The organism is Kitasatospora sp. NPDC059817, from assembly GCF_042731835.1.
Lineage (GTDB): Bacteria > Actinomycetota > Actinomycetes > Streptomycetales > Streptomycetaceae > Kitasatospora.
Genome location: NZ_JBHWIR010000072.1, coordinates 17,689 through 33,520 on the forward strand (window position 1 = coordinate 17,689; position 15,832 = coordinate 33,520).

Below are 15,832 nucleotides of genomic sequence, written 5' to 3' on the forward strand. Positions count from 1 at the left end.
GCGCCCCCCCAGCCCCCCCCCCCCCCCCCGGCCTGTCTACAGGCTGTTCACGTTCATCGGATCGGCTCAGCTCGCCCCAAGGCGAGCGCCATCAGGGCGCGTGCTGCTCGTAGTTGAGGCTCCACTGCTGGTTGGCCTGCAGACCGGGGCAGTTCCAGATCCCGAGCCGGGTGCCCTGCTCGGTGGCCCATCCGGGCAGTTCGAGGCAGCGGCCGCCGGGGTTGTCCGCAGTGACGGTGGCGGGGAGGTAGATCCGGCCGTCCGGGCGGACGGCCCACTTCTGGCCGGTGTTGCCCACGCAGCGGGACAGGATCAGGCCGGTTCCGTCACCGAGGGCGTTGCCCTTGGTGGAGACGCACCAGCTGCCGGAACGGATGGTGCCGTCGGTGGCGAAGTTGAACCGCTGGTTGATGGTCTGCCAGCAGGCGTAGGCGGCGACCTCGGTGCCTTCGTTGGGTCCGCCGATGGAGTCGGCGCACAGCCAGTTCACCAGCTGGGAGTGGATGGTGACGCTGGAGTCGGAGAAGCCGGCGAAGGCCGGGGGAACGAAGCCGTCGACCTTGCCCTTGGTGCCGGTGCTGCTCTTGCCCGCGAAGATGGAGAGCGCGTTGCTGTTGTCCATGACCCAGAGGTCGGGGGTGCCGTCGTTGTTGAGGTCTCCGGCGCCGATCCGTGGGTAGTCGCCCGCCTTGACCGGCTGGCCGACGTCCAGCTTGATCCCCTGGTCGGGCTTGGTGAGGGCGGAGTAGTCGACCGTTCCGTCGGCCTTGTAGCCGAGCGGGTAGGCGAAGAGGTCGCCCGTCGTGCGGTTCCGCGCCCAGATGGTGGTCTGGTAGGTGGGGTCGGTGGTGCCAGGGACGGCGGTCGCCCCGTTGGCCGCACCCGGGTTGAGCAGCTCCAGGTCGGCCCAGCTGCCGGAGACGGCCGGGAGGTAGGTCGCGGCATCGAGGGAGTCGACGAGACCGTTGGGCTGGAACAGGTAGAGGTTGTTGTTCTCCAGGGAGAGAACAGAGGTCTGGGTCATGATGACCTTGCGGGCCTCGTTGCCCGGCTCACCGCCCACGGCCTCGCCGTCGGGCGTGCCGATCGCGATGACCTGCGAGGCGCCGCTCCAGTTCTTCTGGCTGTAGCCGGAGCAGGGCTTGCCGGTCTCGTAGGTCGTGCAGGCGGGCCGGTTGAGGGCGATCGGAGTCAGGGTGTCGAAGCGCCCGGTGCCGTTGTTGGGGATCAGGTAGAGGGCCTCGCGCAGCTTGGAGGTCGTGTCCTTGGTGTAGTGGGCGAGGATCTCGTCGACGGCCTGTCCGACGGCGAAGGTGCCGTGGTGGCTGACCTGGTAGTCGGACCAGGTGGCGCCGAAGTCGCGGTTTCCCGGGGCGGCGGCGGCGGGGGCGGCCAGGGACGTCGTGGGGTCGATGGTGCCGCCGATGACACGCAGGTCACCGTTCCTGTCGACGGTGATCACGTCGGGCTTCTGGTCGTTGTCGACGTCGCCGAACAGGGGCTGGGTGTCGGGCTTCCAGGGGACGTAGAAGTTGTAGACGGCCGGCTGGCTGTAGTTGCCGGCGTTGTCCATGGCCCAGGCGTACAGGGTGTTGGTGCCCCAGTCCCTGGGCTTGTAGGTGTACGGCTGGCCGGGGGGCAGGGTTCCGTTCTGGCCGCAGCGCCAGCCGACGACCGGTGTCGGGTCCGTGCTCACGCGCACGCAGGCGACGCCGGAGGCCTGGAGCCCGGCGCCGGGGGCGGGGTCCTCGGCATTGATGGTGAAGGCGCCCGGGTCGTTCATGTACTTGGCCGGGGTGGGGTTGGGGGTGCCCGACGGCGGGAAGTCGGTCGAGCTGATGCTGACGCGGGGGTTGGTCCTGTCGACGCGGAAGTAGCACCACGGGGTCATGGGCGAGGTGAGGATCTCGTCGGTGGCGCGAGCCGTCCAGCCGTACTGGTGGCCGTCCGACAGCGATCCCACGCCCACGGAGGGGCCTGGGTCGTTGTAGCTGGTCCCCCAGCGTCCCTGGGTCCAGCTGAAGTTGGCGTCGTTGTCGTCCCACATCTGGTAGTCGGTGTGGAGGGTCTGCCCGGCGGGCGAGTAGCTGTTGGCCGTGAGGTTGATGTTCTGGTTGGCGCCGATCCAGCCGGGGTTGTCCCAGGGGTGCGCGCCGCCGGTGGTGCACTCGGCGGCGCTGTTGTTCCAGGCGAAGCCGGGGGCGGGGCTGGTGCGCGGGTACCAGACGGTCGGAGTGATGTCGTAAGTGGTGGTGATGGACGGATTGTTGGCGATGTAGTGCCGGAACGTCATGTCCCACTCGTTGCCCATCGGGGCGATGCCGACGGTCCACCACGGCCACTGGCCGGCGATCGCCTGCTTCATCATGTCGGTCACGTCGACGGCCAGCGGGCCGGTGCCGGTGATCCACTGCCCGTTGACCGTCGGGCAGTTCTCCATGACGACGGCCTTGTTGTCCCCGCAGGGCTGGTCGGTCCAGTTGGTGTGCTCGTGGATGGGCTTGGGAGCCGAGTACACCACGAGCGGCGTGTTCGTGCCCGGGCTGGAGGCTCCGGTGACCTGGAAGTTGAGGGTGGAAGTCCGGATGCTCGGCGGGCTCTCGGCGCCGCCGGGCTTGGTGTAGAGCACCGGGTTGATGCCGAACTGGAAGTAGGCGCGCTGGCGGCCCAGGTCACCGCAGTCCAGGCTCGGGTCGCTGCTGTGGTAGCCGCAGTAGCCGGTGGCCAGGTTGCTCTTCTTGTTGAAGTTCTCCGCCTTCTTGTGGTTCTCCTGGACCTCCACCGAGCCCTGGACCGAGCTCGTCGCCGCCACCAGGGACGGGTCGAGGTACCAGGGGCCGTCACCGGATCCGAGGGCGTCGTGGTCCGGCGTCAGTTCGATCGCCGCGGGCATGATCTTGGTGGTGATGGCGGCCACGTTCGCACCGTCACCCGGTTCCTCGGCGGTCGACGGAATCCCGCTCGCACTCCCCGTGGGCGCGGGCGTCGGGGCGGCCGCCAACGCCGCACGCACCGAGTCCCTGGAAGCCCGGTCGGCGGTGGCGGTCGACGGCGCGGGCTTGCTGGAGTCCCACTGCAGCGGCACGGGGGCTCGGAAGCGCGTGACACCGCTGTCGTCGACGACGGTGATGCCGCCGGACTGGTCCTTGGTCATGGACAGGCCCTGCGCGGAGACCGGGAAGGTCAGCGACTTGAGTGCCGCGCTCTCGGCGGCCTCCTTGGTCCGCACGATGATGGCGTCCCGCCAGCCGCCCTGGGACAGCGCAGTCAGCTGCAGGTCCACACCGGGGAGGACGTCGGTGTAGGTGGCGTTGGCGCCGGTCACGGACGGCTTGGGCAGGGCGAACGGGGCGTTCACCGCGAGGCTCTTGCCGTCGTCGGTCGTCACGGTGGCCATCGGGCCCGCCCCGCCGCCGGAGAACTTCAACCCGGTCGTCGCGACGGCCGGGCTGAACGTGCCGTCGGCGTTGGCCCTCAACGTCGAGTCGATGTCCGCCCAGGCACCTCCGCGCTTGGTCCTTACGGCCTGGGCGTTGTCGGTGCTGGTCAGCGTGCCGTCGGGGTTGGCGATGGTTCTGGAGGCCTCATTGGTCAAGGTCTCGACGGTGACCGGCTTGCCGGTCGTCTTGGCCTTGGCGAGCGCGTCCAGCATGGCCTGCTGCGCGGGGGTGCGGGCGGGTGCCGGTGACGAGGGGACGATCGGTGCCAGTCCACCCACAGGGCCGTGGGTCGGCGGGGCGGGGGCGGTGTCGGCCGCGAGCGCTGCCGGCGCGCTGAGCAGGGCCAGACTCAGGGCGCAGCCGGTGCCGAGGGCGGTCAGCGCGAGTATGCGCCTGCGTATGGAAGGTGTTGGTGGTGTGTGCGCGATTGTGCCTGGAGTGCTGGTCATGCGGATTGCAGGGTCCCTCCCGGTCGGGCCGCACCCTCGATGGGGTGCGTTCGGGTGGGAACGATGCGTGCTGACCTGCGGATCGGTCAAACCCTTTGTCAGTTCATGCCGATGTGTCCGGATAAGCCGCAGATCAGGAGATCAAGACTTCATAAACATCTCATGTGCGGCACTCATGCGACCTGGTGGCGTGTCAGTGGGTGCACATATCGTCACCTCGATCCTGACACACCCATGTCCATATGACGTTGTGTCGACAATGAGTGAGGAGACACCACTGTGGTGGTTTGGCCTGCCCGGAAACGGGCCGGAAAACGAATAGGCGGCCGATGGCGGTCGCCGGCTGTGGCGGCCCTGGTCGCTCTCACGCTGACCGGGGTGAGCGTGCCGCCGGCGGTGGCATGGACCTACCCCGAACCCGAGGGGGAGGTCTGGGCTCCTCCGAACACACCCCTGGGAAGCGCGGCCCCCTCCGTCAAGGGACACGATGCCCAGCCGCCGGGCGCCAAGACGGCGGTCAAGGCAGCGGGCTGGAAGCCGGAGACCGCTCCGCCGGTCGTCACCGGCACCGCGACAGTCGTGCTCGGCTCCGACAGCGCCGAAGCCGAGGCGGCCCGCAGGGCCACCGGCGGGGCTTCACCCGCCTCCGGTGGCATGACCGGAACCAAGGCCGGAGATCTGGCCGTCCGGGTCGCACCGGGAACCGGCCAGGGTGAGAGCGCGCACGCCGTCACCGTCGAGGTGGCCGGACAGGACAAGGGCAAGGCCGCAGGCGTCAACGGGCCGCTGGTGGCGCTGACCGACGCCAAGGCGTCGGTCGGTGGCGACGGACGGCAGGCGAGCGTCACCCTGGACCTGAAGGCCCTCCAGGCGGGCGGGTGGTCGGACCGTGCCGGCCTCGTCTCGCTCCCGGCCTGTTCACTGACCACGCCGGAACGCCCCGAGTGCCGTACGCAGACCCCGGTTCCGGTGAAGAACGACGGCTCCGGCACGATCACTGCGGATGTCACCCTTCCCCCTGCGGCACCTGGCAACGCCCAGGGCGGTGCGGTGAAGGCGTCGTTCACCACAGCGAAGTCGACCGCCCAGGCACCTGCGCAGGCCCTGAACGTCGGCAGCACCGGGGGAACCGGCGGCTCCGTGGTCCTGGCCCCCGCGGCCTCCCCGTCGGGCCCCCTGGGCAACTTCACCGCGACGCCGCTGTCGTCGTCGGTGTCCTGGTCTGCGGGCTCCAACACGGGCAGCTTCACCTACAGCTACCCGATCCAGACACCGCCGGCCCTCGGCGGCGCCGCACCCACCGTGGCGCTGAGCTACAACTCGGCGAACGTGGACGGCAAGACGTCGTCCACGAACGCGCAGCCCTCGTGGATCGGCGACGGCTGGGGCTACGAGCCCGGCTACATCGAGCGGTCCTACCGCAGCTGCGACAAGGCTGGCATCACCGGTTCGGGCGACCAGTGCTGGGGCGGGCAGAGCGCCTCCCTCTCGCTGGGCGGGCGCTCCGGCACCATCGTGCGCGACGACGCGACCGGAGCCTGGCACCTGGAGAGCGACGACGGCTCCAAGGTCGAGCAGCTCACCGGCGCGCCGAAGGCCGCGGGCGACGTCGACTACCAGGGCATGGAGTACTGGCGGATCACCACCCCGGACGGAGTGCAGTACTACTTCGGCCTCAACCACCTGCCGGGCGGTGACGGCAGCGACCCTGCGGCGAACTCCGTCCTGACCCTGCCGGTGTACTCGCCCAACAGCGGCGACCCCTGCTACAACTCCGCCAGCGGTAACAACTCCTGGTGCCAGATGGCCTGGCGCTGGCAGCTCGACTACGTGGTCGACCCGCACGGCAACCTGACCACGTACAAGTACGCCACCGAGGGCAACAAGTACAACCGTGGTCGCGTCCAGAGCGGCGGCACCGGCACCCTCGCCGACTACCAGCGGGCCGGCTACCTCAAGGAGATCGCCTACGGCCAGCGCCTGGACGAGCAGAAGGCGGCCAAGGGCGGCGCGAACCCGGCGGCGAAGGTCCTGTTCACCGTCGCGGAGCGCTGCATTCCCGGCGGCACGATCACCTGCTCCGAGGACCAGCGCACCGCGGCCAACGCGGACGCCTGGCCCGATACGCCGATCGACCAGATCTGCACCGACGGCTCGTGCGTGAACTCGGCGCCCACATTCTTCACGACCAAGCGCCTGACCGGGATCTCGACACAGGTTATGGTCGGCTCCGCCTACCGCGCCGTCGACACCTGGAAGCTCAACCAGGAACTCGCCGACCCCGGGGACGCCACCAAGCGAATCCTGCAGCTGGACTCCGTCCAGCGGGTGCCGAGCAACGGACAGGCCGCGATCGAGGACCTGCCCGCCGTCCAGTTCAAGTACACGATGCGCGCCAACCGCGTCGACGGCCTGGACTTGGGCGAGAAGATGTACATGCGCCCGCGCATCCAGGAGATCACCACCGAGACCGGCGGGCGGATCGGCGTCGTCTACGCCGACCCCGAATGCTCCCGGGTGAACAACCACATGCCGTCCTCCGAGGACAGCAACACGATGGCCTGCATGCCCGTCAAGTGGTACCCGACGTTCCTGTCCTCGAAGGACCCGATCAACGACTGGTTCGACAAGCCCCTCGTCAAGACCGTCGTCGAGCTGGACCTCGTCAGCACACCCAATGTCGGCAAGACCACCGAGTACACCTACAACGGTGAGGCCGCCTGGCACCGCAACGACGCGGAGTTCACCGACTCCAAGACCCGGACCTGGGACCAGTTCCGCGGCTACCAGTCCGTCACCACCACCACCGGCAGCGGTGGCTCCAGCGAGGCCCCCAAGACCCAGCAGAAGGTCACCTACCTGCGGGGCATGAACGACGACTACCTCGCCAACGGCAAGACCCAACGCAGCGTCCAGGTCCCCAGCCCGCTCGGCGGCACCGTCACCGACAGCGCCCAGCTGTCCGGCCGCGTCGTCGCCACCGAGGTCTACGACCAGGCCGGCGGGATGGTCACGGCCGTCTCCGGGAACACCTACAACGGGCAGACGAGCTCCGCGACGCATGCCCAGAGCGCGGGCGCGCCGAAGATCCAGGCGTGGCTCCCGGACTCCGAGTTCACCGAGATCGCCAAGGCCCGGCTCGCCGACAGCAGCTGGCGCACGACGACGAAGGTCACAACCACCGAACCGGCCAACGGCAACCGCGTCATCAAGGTCGACGACAAGGGCGACGGCACCGCCGCCACCCCCGAGACCTGCACGACCACCGGCTACGCGGCCAGCGACAACCCGCAGCTCCTGACCCTGGCGTCGGAAACGACCACCTACCAGGGGTCCTGCTCGGCGACGGCTACAGCCGCGAACACCCTGTCCAGCAAGCGCAGCGTCTACGACGGCAAGTCCTTCAAGCAGGCCGGCGCGGTCGGAGACCCGACCGGCAGCCAGGTCCTCGACCACTTCGACCAGTCCGGCAACCCCGTCTATCTCCACAACGGCAGCACCGCCTTCGACGCCTACGGACGGAGCCTGACGACCGGCACGACCGACGGGTCGACCTACGACCGCAACGGCGCACAGATCAGCGGCCCGTCCGTCACCCCGGCCGTCACATCGGTCGCTCTCAGCCCGGCCGCCGGACAGCTGCCGACGGAGATCCGCACCACCGGACCGATGGGAGCAGCTTGGACCACCACCGTCACCCAGGATCCGGCCCGCGGCTCACCTCTGGTCAGTAAGGACATCAACGGCCGGGTCACCACCGCCCAGTACGACGCCCTCGGCCGTATCACCGCGGTCTGGGCGCCCGACCGGCCGACCGAGGAACTGCCGAGCCGGAAGTTCACCTACCTCCTGAACGGCTCCAAGGCACCGCCCACCATCACGACCGAGTCGATCAACGACGACGCGGTCACCTACTCCGCAAGCGTCCAGATCTTCGACGGCCTGGGACGGCCGCGGCAGACCCAGAGCACCAGCGCCGCCAAGCCGACCGGGCGCCTGATCACCGATACCGTCTACGACACCCATGGCTGGGTGATCAAGACCTCGGACCCGTACTACGAGCAGGGGTCATTCCCCACCAACTCTGTCTTCATCCCGGCAGCAGACGGCCAGGTCCCGGGCCAGACGTGGAACACCTACGACGGCAACGGGCGCGTCGTGCGCTCGGAGTTCCGCTCCTACGGAAACCTCCAGTGGGCCACCAACACCGCCTACCCCGGCGCTGACCGTACCGACGTCACGCCTCCCTCAGGCGCCACTCCGACGTCGACCGTGGTTGACGCCCAAGGCCGCACCACCACCCTGGGGCAGTACCGGACACCGACCGCGACCGGCAACCTGGCCGACGCGGACGTCACCAGCTACGGATACACGCCGGCCGGTCTCACCGCGTCCCGGACCGACAGCAGCGGCAACACCTGGAGCTACTCCTACGACCTGCTCGGGCGTCAGACCTCGGCCTCCGACCCGGACACCGGTGTGACCCGGACGTTCTACGACGTCAACTCGCGCATCGACCACACCGTCGACGCCAAGAACAACACCCTCTCCTACACCTACGATCTGCTCAACCGTAAGACCGGCACGTTCAACGGCGCCGTGGCACCCGCGAACCAGCTGGCCTCCTGGAACTACGACACCCTCGTCAAGGGCCAGCCCACCTCCTCGACCCGCTACGTCGGCGGAGCCGGCGGCGCGGCTTACACCAAGGCCGTCACCGACTACGACACCGCCTACCGTCCTCTCGGCTCATCGATCACCATCCCGTCCGCCGAGGGCGCACTCGCCGGTACCTACACGACGACCAACACCTACAGCCCGGTCATCGGCTCCCTGACGAAGGTCGGCATTCCCGCCGCCGGCGGCCTGCCGGCCGAAACCGTCAGCTACGGTCGGACCATCACCGGCCTGCTCACCGCGGCCGCCAGCCTCAGCAAGGCCGTCATCGCCAAGGTCGAGTACGACGCCCTTGCACGCCCGGTGCGTACGACGGTCGGTCAGTACGGCAAGCAGGTCGTCTCCACCCAGCAGTACGACTGGGCCACCGGACGGGTCATCAACAACTTCACCGACCGCCAGGTCGGAACCGTCTCGGTCGACCAGACCAGCTACACCTACACCCAGTCCGGCCAGATCACCTCGGCCACCACCATCCAGGACGCCTCGGCGACCGACACCCAGTGCTTCACCTATGACCACCTCCGCAGGCTGACCGGCGCCTGGACCGACACCGCAGGCACCTTCACCACCGCCGACTGGACCGACTCCTCGGGCGAGGTCCACGGCACCGGCAGCTCCACCACCGTGCCCGGCGTCGGCGGCTGCAACAACGCGAACGGCCCGGCCACCGTCAACCCCGGCGGACGGACCGTCGGCGGACCGGCACCCTACTGGAACACCTACACCTACGACGCGACCGGCAACCGCACCGGCCTCGTACAGCACGACATCACCGGCAACAGCCTCAACGACATCACCACGACCCAGACCTTCGGAGCCGCCAAGAGCAGCAACTCCCCCACCACCGCCCCCAACACCGGCGGCGGAACCGGCGGGCCCCACGCCCTGCTCACCTCCACCACCAGCGGGCCGACAGGTACCAAGGCCGTCAGCTACCAGTACGACGCCAAGGGCAACACCACCGCCATCACGGACACCGGCGGTACCACCACCCTGGCCTGGAACGGCGAGGACAAGCTCGACTCCGTTACCAAAACCGGCCAGGCCGGCGCCACCACCTACCTGTACGACGCCGACGGCAACCAGCTCATCCGCCGCAACCCCGGCAAAACCACGCTCAACCTGCCCACCGACGAGCTCACCCTCGATACCGGCAGCGGCTCCACGAGCGACGTCCGCTCCATCACCGCCCCGGGCGGACTGACCTACACCCGCGTCACCGCCGCCATCGGCGGAGGCACCGTCCTGATCCAGGCCGCCGACCCGCACGGCACCAGCGGCCTCCAGGTCAACACCAACGCGACCCAGACCGTCACCCGCCGCCCCACCGACCCGTTCGGCAACCCCCGCGGCACCCAGCCCTCCGCTAATCAGTGGGCTGGCACCAAGGGCTTCGTCGGCGGCAGCAAGGACGACACCACCGGACTCACCAACCTCGGCGCCCGCCAGTACGACCCCATCCGCGGACGCTTCATCAGCCCCGACCCCATCCTCGACGCAGCCGACCCCCAACAGTGGAACGGCTACGCCTACAGCAACAACAACCCTGTCAACCTCTCCGACCCCAGCGGCCTTCGCCCCGACGGCATGTACGGCGGCACCAGCAGCCTCTTGCCCGATGGCACGACCGAGACATGGAAGCCGGACAACCACGGCGGATGGGAGTGGGGCCGCACCGTCTACTACGGCGCTCCAGGGAGTGGCGGGGCTCTCAAAGTCGAGCAGAAGATCAACTTCAACGCCAAGAAGCCTCAGCCCGCAAACAGCACCTCACAGTGGATTAAGTTCGTCCCCAACGCCACCTGGGCCACGATCGTCAAGACCGCGGCCGACTTCACCGGCGTCACGGATGCGAAAACCTGCATCGAGGGCAGCGGGATGTCCCAAGCCTGGGGATGCCTCAACACCATGGCGAACCTCGTCGGATGGAGCAAGGCCAAAGCCTTGGAACGCGGGCTCGAAAAGGGTTTCGAGCGCTTCGGAAAGTGCAACAGCTTTCCGGCGGGAACACTGGTCCTTCTTGCCGACGGCACCACCAAGCCGATCGAAAAGGTCACCACCGGCGACACAGCCACCGCCACCGACCCGCAAACCGGAACCACCAAGCCGCAACCCGTCACTGCGATCATCACCAGCTTCGATGATCAGGAATTCACCGACCTCACCCTGACCACCACACAACAGCCCGGAATCGCTTCCGAGCCAACCAACCCACAAACCAAGAGCCTCCGGCTCACCTCGACCCAGCACCACCCGTACTGGAATGTCACCACCCAGCAGTGGACGGACGCCGCCGACCTCCACATCGGCGACCAGCTCCTGACCTCCACCGCCAACACACTCGCCACCGTCCAGGCCATCCGGAACTACCACACTCGGTCCCAAACTGCCCACAACCTGACCATCAACCAGTTCCACACGTACTATGTGCTGGCGGGCGAGACTCCGGTGCTGGTGCATAACGCTGGCGGCGATGACCCGGCAATTCCAAACATTGTCCAGCAGCGAATTCAGGAAATCCTGGCTGGGCAAGCGGAACCAAGGATGAATGGTGCTGGCACCGGTCCTGACAGGTTCGAGGTCAGAACGGGAAATAACCCCACGCCAGGCGCGCACGCGCGGAAGTGGGGCCCTTCGGCGCCCGGGGCTAACGACTCAGCGTTGATCTACGACATGGGTGATGGGAAAAATAAGTATCGGATTCTCGTGAACAGGTATGGTGATATTGGCTGGGTGGACAATCACAACTACAAGAACATAAAGCCATACACGCCGGGGTGCTAGCGCAAAGAGATCCTGCACGGCCTGACCGAGTGAATGAATCGTCGCAATCTTGAATGAGGCCGGCCGGGTGATTTCGGTCGGCCTCTTGCGCGGCGGCCATTTAAGGACCCCGGGCGACTGCGCTCAGGGCGCGGCGGCCGTCATGTTTTCTGATGCACGGCGACGGGTTGATATTATCCAGTAGCGGCTGGGCGATCACGGGCTGCAGCCGCAGACCTGATGGTCACTCAGATTTCCTGCGGGCGGGTGCTGCGTTCCAGCTGCTGTGACCCTACGGGTTGATGGTGGGGAGCTAGTTGTTATTTTCGTGCAAAATCGAGTGTTTGAGAGGCTGAAATGGAGCGGATTACTGATGAGCAGATTTCGCAACTGGTCAAGTTTGTATATGCTCGAATCCCCGGCGCCGATTCACTTCGAGAAGATGAATCCCGCCGCACAGCCACTGCGCTCCGCCTGATTACAGACAAGCAGGTTGCGGCTATTCGCTACTACCGCGCCTCTCCGCCTGAAAGTGCTGCGGTATCCGAGGTTCACGCGACTGCTTCATGGAACCTTCTGGTCTCTGTCGCTAAAATCTGGCGAGACCATTCGGAATTTCCGATCGGCGCCGCGATAGAAACGTTTGAATTTGAGGCCGAGAATCCTCTTATGCCGGCAAGTTGAACATGGATCGGTCGGCGGGGTGGCCTGAATTAGTAATCGCCAGCGATTCGGCTATCCGGAGAATTGCCTCGTCGTCCCAGTCTTAAGTTCAGTCAAACCAGATCCCATGCTAGAAGCCCCGCCGAAGAATCATCGGCGGGGCTTCTTGGCGTCTGACGGCAGCAGTTGACGGCAACGTCAGCGGACGGGTGCTGCACAAATGTGCGGTCCGTCGCCATCGTCGGGCCGAGTGGCGGGCTTGGCGGGGCCCCCGAGGGCGTTGCCGAGGAGGTCTATGGCGTCGCGCTGGAGGCGGAGTCGGACGTGGGCGTAGACGGTGGCGGTGACACCGATGTGGACGTGGCCGAGGGGTTCCTTGATGACGACGAGTTCGACGCCCTGTTCCAGGAGGAGGGTGGCCGCCGAGTGGCGGAGGTCGTGGAAGCGGATGCGGCCGAGCCTGGCCCGGCGGAGGAGTGCGGTGAAGTGACGGGTGAGGGTAGCTCCCTCGATCGGAGCACCGTTGGGCCGAGTGAAGACGTAGCCGCTGTCCTTCCAGGTCGCCCCCGCCGCTTGGCGTTCCTGGCGCTGCAGGTCGCGGTGCTGTTCGAGGGAGCGCAGACATGGAGTGGGCAGTGCGATGCGCCGCTCCGAACTCTGGGTCTTGGTCGGCAGGGCGATCAGGCCACCGGAGTTGGTGCGCTGGAGGGTGCGGCGGATGCTGGCGGTTCCGCCGGCCAGGTCGAGGTCTTCCCAGCGCAGGCCGAGGAGTTCGCCCTTGCGGAGCCCGGTTCGCAGAGCGGGTTCGAACAGTGCGTGCCGCCGGTGGCCGTGGGTAGCGGCGAGGAACGCGCGGGCTTCCTGCGCGGTGAGGGGTTCGAAGCGGCGGGGTCGGGGTGTGCCCATGCGGACGTTGTGGGGGATCTCCTCCTCTCGGACGGCATGTTCCAGGGCGGACTTGAGGACGGAGTGGACGTAGGCGAGGCTCAGCGGGGAGAGCCGCTTCCCGCAGCACGTACCAATGGCGCAGAAGCGGGGCTGGTCGCGGGCGGCGTCGAGGCCGCGGGCGCAGCGCTGGCAGGTGGTGCGGCACTGGCCCTCGCGAGATGGGTGCAATCCAAGGCCACGGTCCAGCAGTCGGCTCGGGCGGGGTGTCGTCGGACGGCGGGGGGACATCACACTGCCGTATGGGGTGTTCCTCGAACCGAAGATCGGTGAGCCGTGGCGGAGTTCAGGGTTCGCGAGTCTGCGGTGCCTGGGAAGAACCGTAAGCCGGTGCATGGAGTCGACGGCGCGACCGGTGGGAGCTCCGATGCGCCGCAAGGCGGGAAGGGCCGCCGGGGCGCTCAACTCTGTGCAAAGGGGGGTGACTTGCGCAAGGGCGGGCAGGTGGAGGTGGGGGCGTCCGGGTGGGGGGGTGGGGGCGGCGTGGCGGGTGCGACCTGGGGTGGAGGGGGTTAGGTCGTGGGCAGGACGCGGTGGGGGTGGGGGCGGGCCTAGCGTGGCGGTATGTCGACAACTTCTCGGTGGCAGAGTGCTGTTCTGCTCGCCGTGCCCATTGCCGTCCTGCTTTCGCTGGCCGGTCCGCAGGCCGCGCTGGCGGCTTCCCCGACGGTCGGAACGCTCTCGTTGAGTGCGGCGACGGAGGTGCCGCAGGTGCCCGCGCCGACGACGCGGCGGCCGGTCGGTGCCACGTCGGTGCACCTGGTGGACAAGGCCCGGCACGATCCCTGGCGGGCGGACGCCGCGAGCCGCGAGCTGATGGCCACCCTCTGGTACCCGGCGCAGCCCGCGCGCGGGGAGCACGGGGAGCAACTGCCGTACGTCTCCCCCGAGGTGTCGTCCGCGCTATTCGGCACCCCGGCTGTCAGCGAGGTGCGGACGGGCGTGAAGGCCCGTACGGTGCCCGCGCCCGGGCGGCACCCGGTGGTGGTGCTCTCCCCCGGTTACGGCTACAGCCGCACCTCGCTCACCGCCCTTGCCGAGGACCTCGCGGCCCGGGGCTACGTGGTGGCCGCGCTGGACCACACGTACGAGACGGTCGTGCAGTTCCCCGACGGGCGGGTGGAGACCTGCCTGATCTGCGATCACGTGGACGACCAGCGGGCGGCCGAGGTCACCCGCAGTCGGGCGAAGGACATCAGTTTCCTGATCGACCGCCTGACCGCGCCCGGCCCCGGGCTCGTCCGCGGGTTGCAGGTCGACCGCTCCCGGATCGGCGCGGCCGGCCACTCGATCGGCGGCGCGAGCGCCGTCGAGGCGATGAGCGAGGACCGGCGGATCCGCGCCGCCGCCAACCTGGACGGCGACTTCTTCGCCCCGCTGCCGGCCGACGGCCTCGCCCGCCCGGTGCTGCTGCTCGGCGCCCAGCGGCACGCCGGCAGGCCCGCGACGGCGAACTGGGACGAGACCTGGCAGCACCTGACCGGCTGGAAGCGCTGGCTGGACCTGCCGGAGGCCGGCCACCTGTCGTTCTGCGACATGCACTGGCTGGTGGACTCCCTCGGTGTCCGCGACCAGTTGCCGCCCGACACCACCCCGGAGCAGTACGGCACCATCAAGGGCGACCGCGCGCTCGCCGCCACCCGGGCGTACCTCGGCGCGTTCTTCGACCGGTACCTGCTCAACCGCCCGAGCCGACTGCTGGACGGCCCCTCGGCGGCCTTCCCGGAGGTCCGCTTCGCCAAGTAGCAGGTGGCGAGCAGCGAGCGGCAGGTAAGGAGTGGCGAGTGGGCCGCCGACCGCACGGCGGCCCGGGGCGGCCCGGGGCGGCCCGGGGCGCCCGATCAGGTGATTCGGCCGCCGCAGGGCTGTGACCTGCGGCGGATCGGGGCAGTCCTCCGGCGCAGCCGCCATCCGCGGCGGCTCCCCCGGACACTCTGGAGTGACGACATGCGACGGATCAGCAAGGCGCTCGGCGCGGTGGCCATGGCCGCGGCGGTGGCAGTGGCGGTGCCCGGTTCGGCCCAGGCGGCCACCGGTCAGCTGCGGGTCGGGTTCAAGACCTACAACAACCCTTCGGGCTGCTACCAGAGCGACATCTGGCCCCTCATCGTCGAGAACCTCACCGACAAGCCCGCCGACGTCCACGATCGGCCGGGCTGCGAGGGGCCTGTCATCGGTGTGGTGCACCCGGGCGAGACCGCGACGTTCGAGTTCGGCGCGAGCGTGCGAATCGCCTGACGCTCCGGGCGGTGAAGAGGCCGGTCGATCCGACGTGATGTCGGGGTGGCCGGCCTCTTCGGTTCGCTGCCGTCGCCAGGGCACGCAACGGGATGACGTGTTCATGCGAATGGGTCGATACGCGGGTGGACTGCAAGGGAACTGTCTGCGGAGCCCCATCCCCACCAAGGAGGTTTCCTCATGAAACGACTGCTCTTCGTCGCCGGCATGGCCACCGCCGTCCTGGGCCTGACCGGTGTCGGCGCCGCCGGTGCGGCCGACGGGAGCGCGCACGGCGTCCCCAGCAAGCGGGTCGGTGAAGTGATCCGGTGCAACGAAGTGAACCCCGACCTGCCGAACGCGATGGGCCGCGACTGCGACAGCACCACCTGGGGGCCGCTGAGCAACTTCACCCTCATCGACCGGGGGTCGGGCGGGGCGTACCAGTGTCAGAGCGGCTGGGCCGAGGGCGGCCTGTGGGTGAACGGGCAGGGCTGTCGCCCCATCCCCGCCTGATCGGCAGCCGGCTCCGGGTGTCGGTGCGATCGACACCCCGTCGCCGCTGTGGAACCAGAACGGCCGGTCGACAGTCGAGTACACCGGCCGCTCCGGGGGGGGGGACCCGCCCAGTCCCCGGCGCAGGAACCAGGCCCCGACGGATACCGCCGGCCCCGG

General features: G+C 68.5%; 6 protein-coding genes and 1 pseudogene. 5 read left to right on the forward strand and 2 right to left on the reverse strand.

The genetic code is table 11. From position 1 onward, the window contains the following. Positions 1-91: 91 nt before the first annotated feature. Complete coding sequence (locus ACFV61_RS17690) at positions 92-3,718, reverse strand: ricin-type beta-trefoil lectin domain protein (RefSeq protein WP_380492527.1); 3,627 nt, start codon at positions 3,716-3,718, stop codon at positions 92-94. A gap of 549 nt (positions 3,719-4,267) precedes the next feature. Here ACFV61_RS17690 and ACFV61_RS17695 point away from each other — a divergent pair. Next, a complete protein-coding gene (locus ACFV61_RS17695; RefSeq protein ID WP_380492529.1) occupies positions 4,268-11,353 on the forward strand; it encodes an RHS repeat-associated core domain-containing protein in 7,086 nt (2,361 codons plus the stop codon). A gap of 336 nt (positions 11,354-11,689) precedes the next feature. Next, positions 11,690-12,016, forward strand: coding sequence for a hypothetical protein (locus ACFV61_RS17700; protein ID WP_380492531.1), 327 nt, complete (start codon positions 11,690-11,692; stop codon positions 12,014-12,016). A 177-nt stretch (positions 12,017-12,193) separates the two neighbouring features. Here the strand turns inward: ACFV61_RS17700 and ACFV61_RS17705 are convergent. Then, positions 12,194-13,090 (reverse strand): annotated as a pseudogene (locus ACFV61_RS17705) (tyrosine-type recombinase/integrase); the annotation flags it as partial. Positions 13,091-13,504: 414 nt separating this feature from the next. Here ACFV61_RS17705 and ACFV61_RS17710 point away from each other — a divergent pair. From ACFV61_RS17710 to ACFV61_RS17720, 3 genes are all read left to right on the forward strand, one after another. After that, the gene (locus ACFV61_RS17710; protein ID WP_380492533.1) at positions 13,505-14,686 is read left to right on the forward strand and encodes an alpha/beta hydrolase family protein; all 1,182 of its coding nucleotides are present in this window, start codon (positions 13,505-13,507) and stop codon (positions 14,684-14,686) included. 201 nt (positions 14,687-14,887) lie between these two features. Next, positions 14,888-15,178: a hypothetical protein gene (locus tag ACFV61_RS17715; RefSeq protein WP_363376196.1), complete on the forward strand. Its 291-nt coding sequence runs from the start codon at positions 14,888-14,890 to the stop codon at positions 15,176-15,178. Positions 15,179-15,358: 180 nt separating this feature from the next. Further along, a complete protein-coding gene (locus ACFV61_RS17720) occupies positions 15,359-15,673 on the forward strand; it encodes a hypothetical protein (protein WP_380492535.1) in 315 nt (104 codons plus the stop codon). The last annotated feature ends 159 nt before the right edge of the window (positions 15,674-15,832 follow it).

Bases quoted from the DNA above. Each gene is read 5' to 3' on its own strand.
- ACFV61_RS17720 (WP_380492535.1), top strand. From the start codon at position 15,359: ATGAAACGACTGCTCTTCGTCGCCGGCATGGCCACCGCCGTCCTGGGC.
- ACFV61_RS17710 (WP_380492533.1), top strand. From the start codon at position 13,505: ATGTCGACAACTTCTCGGTGGCAGAGTGCTGTTCTGCTCGCCGTGCCC.
- ACFV61_RS17700 (WP_380492531.1), top strand. From the start codon at position 11,690: ATGGAGCGGATTACTGATGAGCAGATTTCGCAACTGGTCAAGTTTGTA.
- ACFV61_RS17715 (WP_363376196.1), top strand. From the start codon at position 14,888: ATGCGACGGATCAGCAAGGCGCTCGGCGCGGTGGCCATGGCCGCGGCG.